The organism is Shewanella sp. SM68 (genome assembly GCF_025653925.1).
GTDB classification, from domain to species: Bacteria; Pseudomonadota; Gammaproteobacteria; order Enterobacterales; family Shewanellaceae; genus Shewanella; species Shewanella oncorhynchi.
In genome coordinates this window covers 1-17,852 of sequence record NZ_JAKKRU010000001.1, presented here as the reverse complement: position 1 = coordinate 17,852, position 17,852 = coordinate 1, and the positions used below count along the sequence as shown (strand labels likewise).

16 protein-coding genes are annotated in these 17,852 nt (G+C 43.6%); 7 read left to right on the top strand and 9 right to left on the bottom strand.

Translation table 11 applies throughout. The features are described 5' to 3' along the window. Nucleotides 1–373: 373 nt before the first annotated feature. Together L5M40_RS00080 and dnaQ are read right to left on the bottom strand one after the other, a co-directional pair. Nucleotides 374–1,747 carry a TIGR03503 family protein gene (locus L5M40_RS00080; protein ID WP_263175420.1) on the bottom strand — a complete coding sequence of 458 codons (1,374 nt, stop codon included), beginning with the start codon at nucleotides 1,745–1,747 and terminating at the stop codon, nucleotides 374–376. A gap of 10 nt (nucleotides 1,748–1,757) precedes the next feature. Further along, nucleotides 1,758–2,486 carry a DNA polymerase III subunit epsilon gene (gene dnaQ / locus L5M40_RS00075; protein WP_198573302.1) on the bottom strand — a complete coding sequence of 243 codons (729 nt, stop codon included), beginning with the start codon at nucleotides 2,484–2,486 and terminating at the stop codon, nucleotides 1,758–1,760. Between the two features lie 70 nt (nucleotides 2,487–2,556). Here dnaQ and rnhA point away from each other — a divergent pair, with 70 nt between their 5' ends. After that, entirely contained in the window at nucleotides 2,557–3,027 is a 471-nt protein-coding gene (rnhA, locus tag L5M40_RS00070; protein WP_006081489.1) for a ribonuclease HI, read from the top strand. Between the two features lie 147 nt (nucleotides 3,028–3,174). Here rnhA and L5M40_RS00065 read toward each other — a convergent pair whose 3' ends face one another. Together L5M40_RS00065 and L5M40_RS00060 are read right to left on the bottom strand one after the other, a co-directional pair. Then, on the bottom strand, nucleotides 3,175–4,083 hold the full coding sequence (locus L5M40_RS00065; RefSeq protein ID WP_173245150.1) for a LysR substrate-binding domain-containing protein: 909 nt from the start codon (nucleotides 4,081–4,083) through the stop codon (nucleotides 3,175–3,177). Nucleotides 4,084–4,113: 30 nt separating this feature from the next. After that, nucleotides 4,114–4,854 carry a class I SAM-dependent methyltransferase gene (locus tag L5M40_RS00060; RefSeq protein ID WP_263175419.1) on the bottom strand — a complete coding sequence of 247 codons (741 nt, stop codon included), beginning with the start codon at nucleotides 4,852–4,854 and terminating at the stop codon, nucleotides 4,114–4,116. A gap of 153 nt (nucleotides 4,855–5,007) precedes the next feature. On the opposite strand from L5M40_RS00060, the gene gloB reads away from it, so the two are divergent. Both gloB and L5M40_RS00050 read left to right on the top strand, forming a co-directional pair. Then, nucleotides 5,008–5,799, top strand: a complete 792-nt coding sequence (gene gloB / locus L5M40_RS00055) for a hydroxyacylglutathione hydrolase (RefSeq protein ID WP_263256153.1) — start codon at nucleotides 5,008–5,010, stop codon at nucleotides 5,797–5,799. A 232-nt stretch (nucleotides 5,800–6,031) separates the two neighbouring features. Next, a complete protein-coding gene (locus L5M40_RS00050) occupies nucleotides 6,032–7,579 on the top strand; it encodes a LysM peptidoglycan-binding domain-containing protein (protein ID WP_028760089.1) in 1,548 nt (515 codons plus the stop codon). A gap of 123 nt (nucleotides 7,580–7,702) precedes the next feature. Here the strand turns inward: L5M40_RS00050 and L5M40_RS00045 are convergent, their stop codons facing one another. The 3 genes from L5M40_RS00045 to L5M40_RS00035 are packed head-to-tail and all read right to left on the bottom strand — an operon-like array spanning nucleotide 7,703 to nucleotide 10,701. Next, the gene (locus tag L5M40_RS00045) at nucleotides 7,703–8,323 is read right to left on the bottom strand and encodes a BsuPI-related putative proteinase inhibitor (RefSeq protein ID WP_263161005.1); all 621 of its coding nucleotides are present in this window, start codon (nucleotides 8,321–8,323) and stop codon (nucleotides 7,703–7,705) included. Further along, a complete protein-coding gene (locus tag L5M40_RS00040; protein WP_263161002.1) occupies nucleotides 8,323–10,149 on the bottom strand; it encodes an AsmA family protein in 1,827 nt (608 codons plus the stop codon). The genes L5M40_RS00045 and L5M40_RS00040 overlap by 1 nt, the downstream gene beginning before the upstream one ends. Before the next feature lie 57 nt (nucleotides 10,150–10,206). Continuing rightward, nucleotides 10,207–10,701 (bottom strand): putative 4-hydroxy-4-methyl-2-oxoglutarate aldolase, encoded by a 495-nt coding sequence (locus L5M40_RS00035; protein WP_028760092.1) that lies wholly within the window; start codon nucleotides 10,699–10,701, stop codon nucleotides 10,207–10,209. Between the two features lie 220 nt (nucleotides 10,702–10,921). On the opposite strand from L5M40_RS00035, the gene L5M40_RS00030 reads away from it, so the two are divergent. Continuing rightward, complete coding sequence (locus tag L5M40_RS00030) at nucleotides 10,922–11,242, top strand: hypothetical protein (protein ID WP_028760093.1); 321 nt, start codon at nucleotides 10,922–10,924, stop codon at nucleotides 11,240–11,242. Between the two features lie 251 nt (nucleotides 11,243–11,493). Here L5M40_RS00030 and L5M40_RS00025 read toward each other — a convergent pair whose 3' ends face one another. Continuing rightward, nucleotides 11,494–13,266: a DUF885 domain-containing protein gene (locus L5M40_RS00025; RefSeq protein WP_263256151.1), complete on the bottom strand. Its 1,773-nt coding sequence runs from the start codon at nucleotides 13,264–13,266 to the stop codon at nucleotides 11,494–11,496. Nucleotides 13,267–13,576: 310 nt separating this feature from the next. On the opposite strand from L5M40_RS00025, the gene L5M40_RS00020 reads away from it, so the two are divergent. The 3 genes from L5M40_RS00020 (at nucleotide 13,577) to L5M40_RS00010 (ending at nucleotide 17,126) form a co-directional block, all read left to right on the top strand. Further along, the gene (locus L5M40_RS00020; RefSeq protein ID WP_263256149.1) at nucleotides 13,577–14,980 is read left to right on the top strand and encodes a DEAD/DEAH box helicase; all 1,404 of its coding nucleotides are present in this window, start codon (nucleotides 13,577–13,579) and stop codon (nucleotides 14,978–14,980) included. Nucleotides 14,981–15,041: 61 nt separating this feature from the next. Beyond that, nucleotides 15,042–15,542 (top strand): peptidylprolyl isomerase, encoded by a 501-nt coding sequence (locus L5M40_RS00015; protein ID WP_105252328.1) that lies wholly within the window; start codon nucleotides 15,042–15,044, stop codon nucleotides 15,540–15,542. Nucleotides 15,543–16,235: 693 nt separating this feature from the next. Beyond that, a complete protein-coding gene (locus L5M40_RS00010) occupies nucleotides 16,236–17,126 on the top strand; it encodes a DMT family transporter (protein ID WP_263256147.1) in 891 nt (296 codons plus the stop codon). 486 nt (nucleotides 17,127–17,612) lie between these two features. Here L5M40_RS00010 and L5M40_RS00005 read toward each other — a convergent pair. Beyond that, the coding region (locus L5M40_RS00005; RefSeq protein WP_263256145.1) for an integrase core domain-containing protein at nucleotides 17,613–17,852 on the bottom strand (240 nt) is incomplete at its 5' end.

Genomic DNA, 17,852 nt, shown 5'->3' with positions numbered 1-17,852 from the left:
GGTATCTAACCCACTAAACCCCAGCGTGACAGGCCGCTAATGTTAAAACGATAGTCTAACCAACTTAACTACCGCTCCAAATTTTTCCATATCCAAGTATTTGACAGGTATCTAATCCGCTAACTCCAGCGTAACAGGCCGCTGATGTTAAAACAGAACGATAATTCAACACACTTATCAAGGCTCTGCTTAAGATGCGAAGAATAATACGGTTGAGCCCTGCAGGCGTCAACCGTTTTTTTACTTCGATTTATCATTTGATTAAAAAAAAGCCAAATCAATTGCAGACCTTGATTTATATCCCAAATATCGCTGCAACGTTCCAGTTCAAAGTCATAAATCAAACACATTAAGCACATTAAACAACGCTTGGCTAACGGTCTTTATCTGCTTCATCTGGCATAGTGAGATCAATTTCATCTAACGAAGGTGCTGCGGGTGGATTTGCAGATGCTTCATTCAATAAACGTAACTCCGCGGCAGCTAAGGCCTGCGCCAAACTTTGACGCTTACGCCACACAATTAATCCCACCACGCCTAAGACTAATAAGATAGCGTTGACTGTAATGATCCAGAACATTGCATCTTTCTTTGCAAGCTCTTCTTCCTCTGCCGCTTTTTGTGCAGCAACAGCAGCCAACTCTTCGGCACTTGGTGGTGGTTCTGGTGGTTCAATTAAGTTAAAGAAAAGCTCAGGTAAATCCAGCACGATTTCACGACCAGTGACAGTCGTCGTAGCCACAAAACCTTTAATTCGATAACTACCAAACTCTGTCACTGTAGGTAAATCTAATTCAGAATCAGGCTCAGTGAGACCATTAACAACCAAAGGTAGTTGCAAGCCAGCAGGACCGACTAACTCAAAGGAAAAATGCGTCTCAGCCAGCTGCAACACTGTCTTATCCACGTGTAACATGACTTTCCATTGCCCTGTCAGCGGATCGTCAGGGGTAATAACTTCTAGATTAATTGGCCGAGGTGACAATTTAAACGGGAATGAAACCTGCCGTTCAAACACATTATTACGTGCCTGCACGACAAACTCATAATCACCCCAAGGCTGCTTTATATTGATATTGCTAGTAAATACACCATCGTCTGGTTTTTCATCGTAATCTTCACCATTGTCTTTATAGGAACCAACAATAATGTCACCCGCGGCAAAGTTTTCATCGCCCGCCTTATGTTTACTCACAAAATGTGCCGTCCATTCGACTAAATAATCTAACCCAGGCATACGCACACGCTGCTCGTCACCCATTAACTGCGCGACAATTTTAACTTGTTCACCTTGGAAGATTGGCTGTGGTAAAGGCTGGACTTCGATTTCGAGTTTTGAGAGCTTCTTAAGGGTTGAACCAGAGACGACCTTGCCCACCAACTGCCAAGGTCCGGGCTGTGGTGACTCAATGTAAATAATATCGCCCGTTATACCATCAACCCACTTAACGGTTGCTGGATGACGATTGGCGTACCATTTACTGCCATCGGGTAACACTATGACCACAGGCGCAGAGCCATATTCACGCTCCACTAATAAGGTCATGTTATCGACCAGATGATCAATACGAAAACGGTTTTTAAGCTCGGAAGCCGTCTCCAATCCTACAATCGGCGTAGCCTTAGGTGGCTTGACGACTTTTTTGGCTGGATCTAGGTCAGCGGCCAATACACTCGCCACACTACATAACAGCGTAGTGGCAAGCAGGCAAAAAGCTAAAATGGGTTTATGGCGCGACATCGGCATAGTAATTCTTCTATCCTCTCCAGAGGCATTTACCTGATTTTGCGACTAAATCAAGGCGTTGTTCATGCATTGTCAGTTCATCGGCCGATGCGCCAATCACTTTAAGATTAAGTGATTGCGGATCAAAACGTTGAATCCCCCCCGCTTCCTGCCCCGCTTCTTCGTTAGACAAATTAAACTTTGTCTGTCCGCCAGTCATGATCAGATAAACATCAGCGAGGATCTCGGCATCGAGTAATGCGCCGTGGTACTCGCGGCGAGAAGTATCGACGCCGTAACGCTTACAGAGCGCGTCGAGATTGTTTTTCTGACCGGGATGTAAAAACTTAGCAATCTCTAAGGTATCGAGGATCTGACAAATATCAGCGGTTTTCGGACCACGCGGCTGCAGCAGTGAAAACTCATGATCCATGAAGTTCACGTCGAAGTTCGCGTTATGTGCGACGATTTCAGCGCCGTCGATAAAGTTGATAAACTCTTGAGCAATTTGATGGAAACGCGGCTCTTTGGAAACGCGTTCATCGGTAATACCGTGAACAGCGATAGCTTCGAGATCAATTGCTTGACCAGGATTGATATATTGGTGGTAATAACGCCCCGTCAAACGACGGTTTACCACTTCCACACAACCAATCTCGATGATCCGATGGCCTAAATAGATGGCGCCGCTGCCTTGGTTCATACCTGTGGTTTCGGTATCTAAAATAACCTGACGGCTAGCATTAGAGATAATATTCATGTTTTTATGCGCTTCTTATGACAATTTTTAGTTATACTCGGCCGAAATTCCCGGCTATGGTAACAATTTGATGACTGAACTAAAACTGATCCACATCTTCACCGACGGCTCTTGCTTAGGCAATCCCGGTCCTGGCGGCTATGGCATTGTAATGAATTATAAAGGCCATACAAAGGAGATGTCCGACGGTTTTGCGCTCACGACCAATAATCGCATGGAATTGTTAGCCCCAATCATAGCGTTAGAAAGCTTGAAAGAGCCTTGCCAAGTCGTGCTCACCAGCGACAGCCAATATATGCGCCAAGGCATAATGACATGGATCCATGGCTGGAAGAAAAAAGGTTGGATGACATCAAACCGTACCCCAGTCAAAAACGTTGACCTATGGAAACGATTAGATAAAGCCTCACAGATGCACACTATCGACTGGCAATGGGTTAAAGGTCATGCAGGCCACGCCGAAAACGAACGTTGCGATGTATTAGCTCGCACCGCGGCAGAATCTAAACCAACCCAACCCGATTTAGGTTATCAGCCTTAACCCAGTGCCACTTAGTGTAAACTCGCTAAGTGCGAAAAAGTAAGTTCGATGCAATCACGCCTAAGTTAAACATTTGGGCGTGATGATTTAATTCGCGATTCATCTCACTGTCAGCTCACTATTTATGAGCCATTGCTATCAAACGGTTTATTTCAGTTCCACACCTGCAATATTGAAAAAATTCTCACAAAACAGCACAAAAGCTTGACCTAGGGATGTCGCCTGACGGCTCTTATGGGTGATACGATAAAACTGCCGTTCGAGTACGAGTCCCTCAATCGTGACTAACGCCAACTCTTTACGACTGATTTCTTTCTCCAGCGCCAACTCAGATAACACCCCAAGCCCAGCACCTTGTTTCACGGCCAATTTAATCGCATCCGGCGTAGTAAAGCAGAATTTAGCCTCTGGCTGCATATCCAACTCATTGGCGGCATTGACAAAATACTCACGAGTACCCGATCCTTCCTCACGTAGCACCCAAGACAGGCCTTTAACAACTGCAGGTTTAACCACTTTCCCCGCCAGAGGATGCGCCGGATGACAAAACACCAACAGCCTATCCTTATGCCATGCCTCGACACTCAAACGATTGTCAGTGCAATGGCCTTCAATAAAACCCATTTCAGAGCGGAACTGCGCAACCGCTTGGATCACATCTTGAGTATTAGTAATCGCCACATCCACATGGGTTTGAGTATGTTGCTGACAAAATGCCACTGCGGCTTTCGCCATTAGATAATTGCCGATTGTCGAACTGGCACTGATGCTTAAACGCCCAACCAGATCACCACCATGATAAGTAAATGCCTGCTCAATTTGTTCAACGCGGTGCAATAAATCCGTTGCCAATGGCAGCAGTAAATTACCCTGGGAGTTAAGTTGTAATCGATTGCCAATACGTTCAAATAGGCGGGCATTTAGCTGCTTTTCTAATTCGGCTAAGGCCATAGATGTCGCCGGTGGTGATAAACTCACTTGTTCAGCCGCCTTTGCGACTTGGCCGCTACGTGCCACAGCCTCAAATACTGCCAGTTGTCTTAAGGTGATCCGCATATAAAAACCTGTACTTAAAATGGAAATGGCTTATCCGTTTTCCGAATGCTCAGATAAATGCCCCGAACGACCCGCGGTCGGCGCCGTGCTCCAATTTGTCTGCCGCACCTTACGTTTATCGCGAATAGGTGTGAGTGGCGACTCGAGTTTACGTGCCACAATCAAATACAAACTGCCCGCGCTAGGAAGCCATGACGCTAAACTCTGTTGAAAAAATTTACCTTGGGTAAACTCGCCCATTAATGGGTGATAGACCAAACGCTCATCCCCAACCACTTGATAACCTAATAAACCTAACCAATCTCGCACCCTAGAAGGCATAAAAAAACGGCCATTCCAAGGAAGACAATCCTGATATTTAGGCCATAACTTACCCAAAAATACCGGGCTCAAGGGATTAAAACCGACGATAAAAAGATAGCCTCCGGCGATGAGGACCCTATCGGTTTCGCGAAGAATACGGTAAGGATCGGGTTCAAATTCGAGCAATAGACTCATCACCACCGCATCTATCGCCGCATTCTGCAGGGGTAGATGGCAAAAATCGCCTTCAATAGAGGTGCCTTTAGATGGCGAGAGTGAAAAATGATGGGCGACTGGCGATGCCATGCTCGACAATTCGGCACTCAAAGGCCCTAACTTTAATAAATGATAACCAAAGACTCTTGGCCACCAATCCTCAAGCTGTTTAGCGACGGCTTGCTGTAGTGCCTCACCATTGGGTAGGTCACTCCATTGTTCGGGCTTGAGCTCAGTACTAAAATGCGACACAGAGTTCCTCCGTTAGCTGGGTAGACAAGTATCCAATTGGGTCAAAGATGACCACATTCTGCCACAGGGCAAAAGCGGCAAAGGTCGCCAAGGGCCGTTCACTCATGGATAATACCTTTATCTTCAAATTGAAATACAGACATAGGCAGTTCTATGCTCACTATAACAGCGATCAAAGCCTTTAATGACAATTATATCTGGGTGTTACAACAACAGCCCCATACTCAGGTTTATGTTGTCGATCCCGGCGATGCAAGTGTGGTCGTTGACTACCTGCAAGCCAATCAACTCACGCTAGCGGGCATTTTACTGACCCACCACCACAATGACCATACGGGTGGCGTAGCAGCGCTTCAAGCCTATAGTCATAGTAGACTCACGGTTTATGGCCCAGATAATGAGAAGATCGAAGGAATCACACATCCACTGCACGCAAAATCCAAGCCCAAATTCACGCTGGAGTATCTCAGCGCTGATCTGCAAGTCTTAGATGTACCAGGCCACACAGCAGGACATATAGCCTACGTTGTTGAAGATGCCTTATTTTGCGGTGACACCCTGTTTAGCGGCGGCTGCGGACGCTTATTTGAAGGCACGCCAGCGCAAATGCTCAACTCACTACAGCAACTTGCCCAGCTTCCCGCCGACACTCGGGTTTATTGTGCCCATGAGTACACACTTTCAAACCTCAAATTTGCCCTCGCGGTCAATCCCAACAATCGCGAGCTCCAAGACTATAACGAACGCGCGATGCAGTTACGTCGCCAAGACAAAGCGACTGTTCCCTCCACCATCGCTTTAGAGCGTGCCATCAATCCTTTTTTACGCCCTAGCGACATTGAAATTGTCGATAACATAAAACAGCATTTTAGCGGTCTAAATCACGCAAATTTAGACGAACTCAGCGGTTTTACCTTACTCAGACAGTGGAAAGATAATTTTTGATCACAAAAGCAATATTATAGATTGAAATTCAAACAGTTTTTCTCATTTTTGATGATGTAAGTCAAAAATGGCCTTACATTATGTACGATAATTAAGGGACAAGATCGAAAAGATCCCATAGAATGGCTCGTTTTGCGTGAAAACTTTGCGCGCTGCGTCGTCTTTATCTTCATATAAAACATACTGTTACTATAAAGAAAAGCGATGCACTAACAGAGGACTACCGTTTTCAATGAGAGTATCACTTTATGTTGTTGTAGGGGGATTTGCCCTACTCACAGGCTGTCAAACATTAGACAACCATGGCGTTAACCAAACAGAAGTTGAAGCCGTCACAACCGAAAATACAGTCCCAGAATATTACCTCGCAACCGAGGCTCCATCGGCGCAAATTACCGATGTGTGGGAGCGAATTCGTCAAGGCATGCAGTTACCGGTTCCAGATCAAAAATTGGTGAATCAATACCGTGATTGGTACATCAAAAATCCACAGCATCTGGCGATCATCTCGGAACGTGCTGCACCTTATATGTACATGATTGTAGAAGAACTTGAAAAGCGTCATCTTCCTATTGAGATAGCTTTGTTACCCATAATTGAAAGCGCCTTTGATCCTTCCGCATCATCGACTGGCGCGGCATCGGGTCTGTGGCAATTTACCACACCTATGGCCAGTCATTTCGGTTTAGAAATGAACTGGTGGTATGACGGTCGCCGTGATGTCCCCGCATCAACGACTGCGGCGCTCGATATGCTGGAATACCTCTACGATAAAACCAATAACAATTGGCTTTATGCCATTGCTGCCTATAACTCGGGTGAATCACGGGTGCTCAATGCGATCAAACGTAACGAGAAAAAAGGCTTAAAAACGGATTTTTGGTCATTGGATTTGCCCAGAGAGACAGAACGCTATGTGCCGCAACTGCTCGCACTGGCAGAAGTCATTAAACACGCTGATGAATATGGCATATCTTTAGCGCCAATCGACAACAATCCCACTATTGAAGTGGTTGATATTGATAGCCAAATTGATTTAGCCATGGCGGCAGGTTTTGCCAATATGACCACGCTTGAGTTACAAAAACTCAACCCAGGTTATAACCGCTGGGCTACGTCGCCACTTGGTCCGCACACCTTAGTGCTACCAATTGATAAATCGGAAGAATTTAAAAAAGCGCTCGCTGAAACAGAAACCGAAGATAGGATCAGCTGGTTACGTTACACGATCAAATCTGGCGATAGCATTGGCAAGATTGCTACGCAGCACCATACGACCGTTGCCGCTATTCGCGCCGCCAACGGCATGAAAAGCAACACGATCGTCGCAGGCAAGCATTTGATTATTCCTGTCGATGCGCAAGACAAGCAACTTTATGCCCTGTCAACTAAGCAGCAATTGCCGAAAAAATCACATGCTGCAGTTGAATCAACAAAAATTGCTTATCAGGTTAAGTCAGGAGACACACTCTCAGAAATAGCCCAAGCCCATAAAGTGACGGTGAAACAACTCAGCACTTGGAACAAATTGGCTAAGAATAGCAAGCTACAAAACGGTCAGAAGTTAGTGATCTTAGCACCAAAGGAGCTTGAGCAAACCGCACAAATTCGTACTGTCAGTTACAAGGTAAAATCCGGTGATTCACTTGCCCGTATCGCCAATAAATTTAACGTAACTGTTGCCGAGCTACTCGAGTGGAATAGCCTAGCGCAATCACAGTATTTACAACCAGGCCAAGTGATCAAATTAGTGGTTGATGAAACTAAGTTGAGTGCGTAAGGACTACACTGGCACATAGTTCGAACGGATTAGTGCTATAAATCCTAAGCAAAATTGAGCCATAGATAACAAAAAGGCAGCAACCCTATCGGATTGCTGCCTTTTTCTATATGAGAGGCGACGTTATTCCATCGTCAGTAATAAGACAACAGGCGCCATAACAACGGCATCAGACTCTAATGCTTTAGCGGCAAAATGCGCTTCTAGGCGAGCACCATCTGCAGGTATTCCTGCAAATGCTTTGGGCGGAATACTAAATGAAGTCGTGATCACTTTCCCTGCAGCCAATTGGCTATCACGTAATGCTTGGGTAAACATCATATCATCCGACCAAGCCCACAGACGTTTTCCCTCCTGCGTTACCAACCACAAATCCGCCGTCATCCCAGAGTTATAACGTAGGCCGACAGCATAAGTTTGTGGATTTGTCACAGTCAATGTCGCCTTTACCGGCTGCTTAAAATCGATAAAAGGTTCTAAAGTTAATTCGCCGCGAAGCAGGCCTTGTGCCTTTTCTGCCATCACAGGTTCAGCCTTTAATGTCGGAGTGCTTTTAAGCCCAGAAACATCGAGCGCCAGATCGGCAGCGCGAATAATCTCAGGCTGAACGGCCGCGGCTGTTGTAGTCTCACCCTTGGTTGACTGACTCGTGTCAGCGGCTTCGGGCGCCGAGCACCCAACAAGTTGCCCGCCGACAAAAGCACTCGCGCAAACAAGTAATGCGTAACGCGTAGAAGCAACCATTAAAAACCGCCTAGTTTTTTCAATAAGGAGTCTTTTAATTTTTCCTTAGCTTTGTCGGTTTCTTCCTTAAGCTGATTATTCAGTAAGGCTTTAGTATCCAAAGCATATTCAGGTTTTTGGAAAGTGCCTGTAATCGCCAACGGAATATCAACTCCAGCCAGCGCATCTTTGTCGCTACCGCCCTGACCCTTCAATGAATTCACTAGGCTAGCGGTTAGTCTGTAGTCCAAGGCTTCAGTCAATAAATTTGCAGTGCCTTTACCATCCAAACGCAGTAAAGGCGAAGACAAGGCAAGATCTGGATTCGTGGCAACGCCATTATCCAACGAGAAATTGCCCGTCAGGCTCGAGAAGTCAGTTTTGCGCTCCGCCTTCGTTTCTGGCGATAAGTCACCCTTTAACTTAGCTTGGGCGCTGCGGATCATCTGTGGAATATTTACCCCGTACAGAGCACCGTCATTAATATCAAAATGACCATTCGCTAACAGGTTTTTCTTTAACTGCTCAGGGATCAAACTCTTACCTTTCCCCTTCACATCAAAGTTGGCTGTACCCGCCAGTAAATCCACATCCGCCGCATCTTTCAGCAAAGGACGAATTTGTACACCCGTCACTTTTTTATCGAATTGATAACTTGCCACTGCTTGACGAGCATCAACCTGAGCGCTCACCAGCAACTGACCTTGATATAAATCCGCATTCAATTTCGTCAGATCTAACACGCCATTTTTAATGCCCACATCCATTAACCAATTTTGAGTCGACAGATTCGCGACCTTAATAGACTTAACAGTCAACTTGAGTTTTACATCAAGCTGCTTAAGGGCTGAGAGATCAGGCTCAACTGCCTGAGAGTTTGCTGCTGGCGCTTGTTCAGCAGTGGCGGTGGCCTCTGTTTTAGGTAACAGTGTATCTAAATCAATATCGCCAACTTGAAAATCAGCATTAATTTGTGGAATTTTCGTACCATAATTAACACCCACTTTACCCGCAGCGGTAATGCTCGCCGCGGTAAGCTGCGCAATATCGACGGACAATTGCTGTTTATCAAGGGCGATTTGAGTTGCTAAGCTGACAGATGTTTCGAGTTTCTTGTTCGGAATACTCTCACCTTCCACCACAGTATCAATTTTCAGCCCATTGATAACGAGTTGTTTAAAGTCTCGACTGAGTTTTAGTTCACCTTTAGCTTCGCTACTTACCGTCATATCCGGCATAGTTGCACTGAATTCAAAGGCGATGGGCGCAAATTGTTCTAAAGCGAACTCACCTAGGGTGAAGCTACTTAAGGTAAAGACTTGTGTCTGCTTATTAGCTTCGTCAATCATATTAATTTGGGTATTGGTGATAGAAATGCCACCAATATTAATGTCGTTAAGTTTGGCATTCGATAAGGATCCGGCAGCAGCTGGAGACGCTGTTTTTGGGCTATTATCGCCGCTCAACCCATCGAAACTGCTAGTGCCATTTTTACGGGTGACTAAATTGATCGTTGCGCCATCGAGACTCAATTCTGCAATTTCAATTTTCTGACTAAACAACGGCATTAGCGCCACTTCAGCAACGGCTTTTTTGACTTCTAACATAGCCTTAGGCGTAAAGCCTTCAGGGTTAGATAAAGACACCCCTCCTAAATTAATCCCTATAACAGGGAAAAATGTCCAAGATAAATCGTCAGTAATGACTAATTCACGACCCGTTTGTTTTTTTACGGCATCGACTATTTCAGGTTTAAAATCATTAGGGTCGAAAAAGACGGTGAGATAAACGGTAACTAAAAGAATGAGCGTCACCATTAAGGCTAAGAGCCACTTAATGAATTTCATATAAATATCCTTATCAAAAACAACTTGAATTTATAGCAACTAATGCATTTAGAAATGTTAATTTAAAAATGCAAAGTTCAACATTTCATCACTTACTGCAATACCATTTTCATCAGCATAGAGCATCATACCAGGCTTAACCGTCACGCCCCCCATATCGACAGCCACATTAATTTGGCCTTGACCTAACTTTTCGGTTTTTATCGGCATAGCCCCTAAGGCAAAGACACCTAAGCTGAAAGTATTTAATCTCGCCACATCGCGAACACAACCATTAATCACTATCCCTTGCCAACCATTATCTAAGGCGCTCTGCGCTATGAGATCCCCTAACAATGCGCGGCGCAGAGAACCGCCCCCATCGACAACGAGCACTTTTCCATGCCCATCCTGTGCAAGTATCTCTTTTACCTTTGAATTATCCTCAAAGCACTTTACTGTGACTATCTCGCCCCAGAAGAGCCGTTTACCACCAAAGGGTTTAAATGCAAGGGGAAGTAACTGTAATTTAGACGGATAGTGGTCGAATAAATCTGGTAGTAGATCAAGCATTTGAATCTCCATGATAGTCTATAACTTTAGACTACTCATTATTGTAGACCCCGACAAGGTCAAAGCAAAAATCAGCGGAATTTTTTATTTCATTTTAACGTGCAAAGGCTTGGTGTATATTGGCATAAGCATTATAATCTGCGATAGTTAACGTCCTATGACACTCTTTAAAGTTTCATAAATTTGTTCCCACACCTCTTTGTTATAAAGCGAAAACCAAATGACAACTGATCTTGATTTACAGAGCGCAATCGCAGCTCTTGATGAGTATGGATATGATAAGAAAGTCTCAACGGATCTTGAGCAAGCACGTAACAAGCAACAAATGGGTAAATATATTAAATCTCTCGACTATAGTTTACGTCGATTATTGATATTACAAGAAACCGTTAATGAGTTAGTTGAAGAAAAGAAACATCAATTAGCTCAGCAAGAGAATATTCAAACCTACAAAACAAAAATCATTAACTTGTCTAGAGAATTTAACATTTCTTACGATGAAGTATTAGCGCTGATGGCATCATCTAAATCTAAGAAGTAAGTTTATCGCCATTGTGCTCTATCACCACGCAGTGAAATTGTTTGATTAACATCTGCATATGCCATATAACGAAATATATACTTTTTCGGTTATATGGCAGAATTTTTGGCTTTTCATTATTCGCACAGTGTTAACGATTTCATTTCATAAGTAACAATGCCAACTTATGTTAAGCTCACACTATACCTGTCTAGCTATTTGGCATAAAAAAGCAGAGCCTAAGCTCTGCTGATTTATATCAATATGCGAACTTATTTGCTCTGCATTAATTGGCGAATATATTTCACTGGTGCACTACCATAACTCAAGAATGTTTCGTGGAAAGTTTTAAGGTCAAAATCTTTACCTTGCGATTTTTTGTATTCTTCACGGAAATCATAGATTTCTCGATAACCTGAATAGTAACTCGTCAGTTGCACTTGACTAAGTGTCGCACGGCGCCACTTTCCTTCGGCTTCAGCTTGCTGTTGGAAGGCTTCATTCATCATCAGGGCAATAGCTTGGTCTTCGGTCATGCCTTTCACATGAATGCTATAATCCAAAATCGTGTTACATATAACACGTAAATTCCACTTGTAGTACATCAACCACATTTCAGGCTCAAAATTTCCATAGCCTTCTTCTAACATCATACGCTCGGTATAAACCGCCCAACCTTCAACCATAGCGCCATTGCCAAATAAACTTTTCACTAAACTCGGAGATTGATTAGAATAAACGAGTTGAGTGTAGTGCCCTGGGATGGCTTCATGAATATTGAGGATTTGCAGGATCCAGTGATTATATTCACGTAAGTAACTCTCGGCAGACTCATCACTCATGCCATCGAGCGGCGTCACGTTATAATAAGTATTACCTGACTTCTCATAGGGTCCAGGCGCACTAATTGATGCACCGGCATAACCACGCATATATTCGGGCGTTTCACGGACAACGAGTGGTTTTTTAGGATCTAATGTGACTAGTTTTTTCTTATTTACAAATTCAATCAGCTCTGGAATTTGCTTACGCACTTCATTCACGAATTCATCGCGCTGAACATGCTGAGTCGATAATTTATCGATTAATTGGCGAATGGCGAGCTTACTGTCAGCGGGCTTTGGCATAGTAAAATATTTAGGCCATAACTTATCGGTAATTTTAGCCATTTCTCCTTGAACACGCTCTTTATCGGCTACGGCTTTTTGATATAGCTGTTTCGCCGTCATCCCCGCTTGGATATCAAAGGCAAATTTTTGCTCATATAACGCCTCGCCAATTCTAAAACTACGTGCTCCATCTTTTTTAAGTTGAACCACTAATTTGTCTAACCAAGCGATATGGCCGTTAATCGCCGCAGTGGCCGCATCGAAACGCGTTTTAAATAACGCTTTTTCCACATCAGTCAAACCAGAGTCGGCGACCTGTTTTAATAAGTCATCGGAAAAAACCGAAAATGCACCTTGATTCTGCAGCACTGCTAACTCAGTGTGCTCCAATGTTGGTTTGCTAATGTTCGCCTGCGCAGCAGCATAATAAGCTGGCACATTTTCTAAACGCGCTAATACCGAACGTAATCTGTCATCTAATGGAGCGAATTTTTCATTGATGATTTGGGCAAAACCACCCGATACGTTGTAACTTGAAGGATCCCACTGCCAAGATTTAAAACTGTCAATTTCCCATGCCATGCTACCGAGTAAATTGTCGATCAGATGGTAATCAATCAGTTCATTCGGCGTTAGCGACTTTTGCTCGAACTGAGTCAACTGCGCTTGCTGAACTTTCACAAACGCTAAGGTCTTTGCTCGACCTGCTGCATCGGGGATTTCAAGGTAACCATCGTTAACATGCTTGCCACTGTATAAGGCCCAAGTCGGTGACAATTCCCACAATGAATCAATAAAGGATGCTGAAAATTGCTCAAATGAGTGGGCTTTAATTTCAGGTGCGACCACGGGCGCGATTTGACTCGTATGGGACTGACAACCAGCAAGGCTGGCCAGCGATAGCACTATCGCAAGGGAAATAGCGTTTTTTTTCATTATTATGGGTCCTTTGTTGAGATTTATCAGGCATACAAAAATTACCTCAGTTAATCATATTGCCCCAATAATTGCAGCTATGTTAGCCATGAATACATGTGTGGTTACAAAATTGTAAGTTCTCAATATATTGCCGCCTATCATTCGCCTATTCGACGTTTAAGCCCCTCTTTACCAAACACACACAAATAATGATAATCGCCTATTCTGTTTCACCTCCTGCTATAATATCGCCCTGCTCGACTGTTCATGCTTTAGCGTAACAGTTTGCTTATACATTATTGACCTGACCCTTTACCTGAGACATTCAATGCCATTTTCCAAACTTGGATTAAGCGATCCGATTTTAAGAGCCATTACTGAGCTCGGCTATTCACAACCTACTCCGATCCAAGAAAAAGCCATTCCGGTGATCTTGAAAGGCAAAAACCTGCTTGCTGGCGCGCAAACAGGTACAGGTAAAACCGCCAGTTTTGTGTTGCCTATACTGCAAATGTTCGCCGAGATGCCGAAAATCCGTGCTAAACGCGTTCGTGCATTAATCTTAACACCAACCCGCGAATTGGCCGTTCAGGTAGAAGACAATATTGCCAAGTACGCAAAATACCTGCCGCTGACGTCTATGGCCATGTATGGTGGCGTGGATTCCGCACCGCAGAAACAACGTCTTATTGAAGGCGTCGATATTCTGGTGGCAACACCCGGTAGATTGCTCGATATGTACACCCAAAGAGCGATTCATTTCGATGAAATCTCGGTATTAGTCCTAGATGAAGCCGATAGAATGCTCGATATGGGATTTATCGAAGACATCAATAAGATCATCGAACGTCTGCCAACAGAACGCCAAAATCTGTTGTTTTCGGCAACCTTATCTAAGCAAGTGCGCTTTTTAGCGAAAACAGCGGTTGAAAACCCAGTCGAAATTGAAATTGCCCGCGACAGCGCAAACGCACCGCAAATCGACCAATGGTTGATCACTGTCGATAAAGATAAAAAGTCGGCACTGTTAAGCAAACTCATCACTGAGCAAGCGTGGGAACAGGCACTGATCTTTATCCAGACGAAACAAGGCGCCGCCAAACTGGTTAGTCAACTCGAAAAACGTGGCATTGCCGCCGAAGCCATTCACAGCGGTCGCAGCCAAGCGGTACGCGAGCAATTATTAGTGGATTTTAAATCTGGCAAACTACGCTTTTTAGTCGCGACTGGCGTTGCTTCCCGCGGTATCGATATCGACGCCCTCACCCGTGTGGTCAATTATGATTTGCCCGATGAAGCCGATGATTATATTCACCGTATCGGCCGAACCGGTCGTGCTGGCGCCTGCGGCGAAGCCATTTCCTTTGTTTCTAAAGATGATTTTAGGAATCTATGTGCTATCGAGCGCCGTCTAGGTCACCTCATAGTGCGTAAAGAAATTGAAGGCTTTGTGCCGAACAAAGAAGTGCCTGTGTCTATTCTCGATTTTGTGCCCAAAAATACTACGCCAAAAACCTTTAAAGCTCGGGCACCTGAGGCCAGATCCTCGCGACCCGCGAAAGAAGGCTCCTTTGAAACCGCCTATGCGAAAAAGCATCGCAGCGCGAAATCAAAGCCAGAGGTTAAAGCCAATGTAACACGGCCGCAATCTATTCAGACTGACAATGGTAACGATACAACGGGTCGCAGCGCGCCCTTTAATCCGTGGAATAGCGGCCCTAAAACTAAGTAATGACTCAGTACAAGTCGTGACTTATTAGATATAAAAACTCATTAAGATAGAAGATATTAGCATGATTACATTTAGCACCAATCTAGGCGACATCACTATAGAACTCGATTTTGAACATGCACCTGTCAGTTCAAAAAACTTTGTCCGCTATTGTGAAGAAGGCTTCTTTGAACACACGATTTTTCACCGAGTGATCAAAGGCTTTATGATCCAAGGCGGCGGGTTTACCGCAAAAATGAAGGAAAAACCGACCCACGAGCCTATCGTTAACGAAGCCAACAAAGGCCTAAGTAACACCATAGGCACAATCGCTATGGCTCGCACCGATGCACCTCACTCGGCCACCGCGCAATTCTTCATTAACACAGCCAATAATGACTTTTTAGACCATACCGCCACCACCAATAACGGTTGGGGCTACGCGGTATTTGGTAAGGTTACGGCGGGAATGGACATTATTCAGCAGATTGAGAAAGTCAAAACCACCACGGTCGCTGGCCACGAAGACGTGCCCCGTGAACCTATCGTCATCGAGAAAGTAACGATTAATATCCAAAGTTAATTTTTAAAACAATAAGACTTTTTCGTTAATATGATTAATCGCGCATTTTTAATTGAGCGATTAATCATTTCCTCAAAGTTATTTAGTGAACTGTCCTGTACAATTCAACGCAAATTCATTTTATATAAACCTAAAAACACTAAATCCCCAATACGAAATCACTTAGTATAAAATCAACTGATGGATTATTTAAGCGTTTCCATTATTTTACTTAAGACTACTACATATAAAATTAACCTCACAATATAGGCTTCTTTCAAACAATATAGACCTCTTTCAAACAATGTTATTCATCATAAAAGCTGAAAAACAGCAGCACATCCCTGACATCAATATCTTAGACTAGCCGCACAAGTTGATAATATTAAAATGATACACCAACCATAATCCTCATGGTAAAAAGAGGCTTAACTTGCCATCTGATATAGATAAAAAAACCATTTCTGTATCTATTATCGTTTCTTGCTAATGCTTATTATCCCTATTTATTTTTAAGCCAGAATCATTGTTAACTTAAGCTACGAACCCTATTCAGATAAGCAGAGAAAGCTTGCTATAGTGATCAGAAAATGATGTTTCTATTGGATTCTAATGAGCTATATCGTAACTTCTGTGCCTTTGTTGATGAAACCAGAACTCTCATGACAAAACTTTTTGACTAGAGATAGCGTCTAAGCATTTAGGGAATTCATTTTGAATAATAGAAAAGGTAGTCTGTTTATGGTTGCTGCGATGGCAGCATTTTCTATTGAAGACATGCTGATCAAATCCGCAGCAGAAACCACCTCTATCGGCCTCATTTTAGCGCTATTTGGCCTAGGTGGAATGTTGATTTTTATACTGTTAACCTGGCGAAAGGGTGAAACTGTGCTTCATCCTGCAGTCTTGTCTACCCCCATATTAGTACGTGCACTATGTGAAATCGTCGGCCGATTCTGTTTTGCTTTAGCCATCACGTTAACGCCACTCTCAAGTGCATCCGCTATTTTGCAAGCCACACCTTTAATCGCCATGCTTGGCGCGGCATTGTTGTTCGGTGAACAAGTGGGTCACAAGAGATGGCTTGCAGTATTGATTGGTTTTATGGGCGTGCTGATGATCATTCGTCCAGGACTTGATGGTTTTGAGGCCACATCTTTATTCGCCGTTATCGCTACCTTAGGTTTTGCAGGACGCGATTTAGCAACACGCGCAGCCTCTCCCGTGTTATCTAATATGCAGCTTGGAGTGTATGGTTTTTTTGTGTTGATTCCTACAGGCTTAGCGATACTGATTTACCAAAATGAAGCAATACAGTTTAGTGCTACCGCAGCAATACAAATAATTGGAGCAATCGTCTTTGGTGTAGTTGCCTATAATGCGCTGACAATCGCTATGCGCACTGGAGATGTATCGGTAGTAAGCCCCTTTCGTTATACACGTTTACTCTTTGCCTTAGCTTTAGGAATATTTATATTTGGAGAATCCCCAGATTTGCTGACTATTCTGGGAAGCCTACTCATAGTATTAAGTGGCGGCTATACCTTAGTTCAAGCGCGTAAAAGAATGACAACGAATAACATCGCTAATGTGGCAAAAACCTAAGGACTCACTAAGAATGGCTAATCGTATCTCTGAAATGATGGGTTTTAGTGAGGAGAATAACGGACTAGAACACCCTGAATTGGTCCTAAATAGGTCCAAAAGTAGCAAAGGGAACCAGTAATACACTGATTCCCTTTGCGAGAGAGGGAGTCTACTTCGAGACATAACGCATTGAAAAATATCATCAATATAAGCAAAAGACAAAGCTGCATTACTTTTTGCATTACTTTCGATTTTTGATAATTTCCTCAATTAGACCAATGACTTACCCTGGGAATCCGGCTCCTCAATTTCAGTTCAAAATAACAACATAAGCATTTGTATTTATTGATTTTTATATGAATATCAATAAATCAACATAAATTTAACTATAACTAACACTAGTCGCCATATTTAACTGTTTTGCACACATCTGTGATTTATTTTGATGGCTTCAATGCCTAAATCAGACGTTGTTTGAGTAAAGGCTTCATCACTATGTAGTGGTCAACTAAATTTGGCCACGGCTTTAGAATCTTCCCAAAATCTTCGCTCTGATTCATTTGGGCTTAATCCTGCATTATAATGATGTGGCCTGACTTGGCTGTAATAGCCAATAATATAATCAGTCACATCTTGTTTAGCTTCAACAAAACTCTTATAGCCTTGCGTTGGCACCCATTCCGTTTTTAAACTCCTGAAAAATCGCTCCATTGGCGCATTATCCCAGCAGTTACCTCGGCGACT

Bases quoted from the DNA above. Each gene is read 5' to 3' on its own strand.
- L5M40_RS00030 (WP_028760093.1), top strand. From the start codon at position 10,922: ATGACAACTGATCTTGATTTACAGAGCGCAATCGCAGCTCTTGATGAG.
- L5M40_RS00065 (WP_173245150.1), bottom strand. From the start codon at position 4,083: ATGCGGATCACCTTAAGACAACTGGCAGTATTTGAGGCTGTGGCACGT.
- L5M40_RS00020 (WP_263256149.1), top strand. From the start codon at position 13,577: ATGCCATTTTCCAAACTTGGATTAAGCGATCCGATTTTAAGAGCCATT.
- L5M40_RS00080 (WP_263175420.1), bottom strand. From the start codon at position 1,747: ATGCCGATGTCGCGCCATAAACCCATTTTAGCTTTTTGCCTGCTTGCC.
- L5M40_RS00045 (WP_263161005.1), bottom strand. From the start codon at position 8,323: ATGGTTGCTTCTACGCGTTACGCATTACTTGTTTGCGCGAGTGCTTTT.
- L5M40_RS00015 (WP_105252328.1), top strand. From the start codon at position 15,042: ATGATTACATTTAGCACCAATCTAGGCGACATCACTATAGAACTCGAT.
- rnhA (WP_006081489.1), top strand. From the start codon at position 2,557: ATGACTGAACTAAAACTGATCCACATCTTCACCGACGGCTCTTGCTTA.
- L5M40_RS00050 (WP_028760089.1), top strand. From the start codon at position 6,032: ATGAGAGTATCACTTTATGTTGTTGTAGGGGGATTTGCCCTACTCACA.
- L5M40_RS00035 (WP_028760092.1), bottom strand. From the start codon at position 10,701: ATGCTTGATCTACTACCAGATTTATTCGACCACTATCCGTCTAAATTA.
- dnaQ (WP_198573302.1), bottom strand. From the start codon at position 2,486: ATGAATATTATCTCTAATGCTAGCCGTCAGGTTATTTTAGATACCGAA.
- gloB (WP_263256153.1), top strand. From the start codon at position 5,008: ATGCTCACTATAACAGCGATCAAAGCCTTTAATGACAATTATATCTGG.
- L5M40_RS00025 (WP_263256151.1), bottom strand. From the start codon at position 13,266: ATGAAAAAAAACGCTATTTCCCTTGCGATAGTGCTATCGCTGGCCAGC.
- L5M40_RS00040 (WP_263161002.1), bottom strand. From the start codon at position 10,149: ATGAAATTCATTAAGTGGCTCTTAGCCTTAATGGTGACGCTCATTCTT.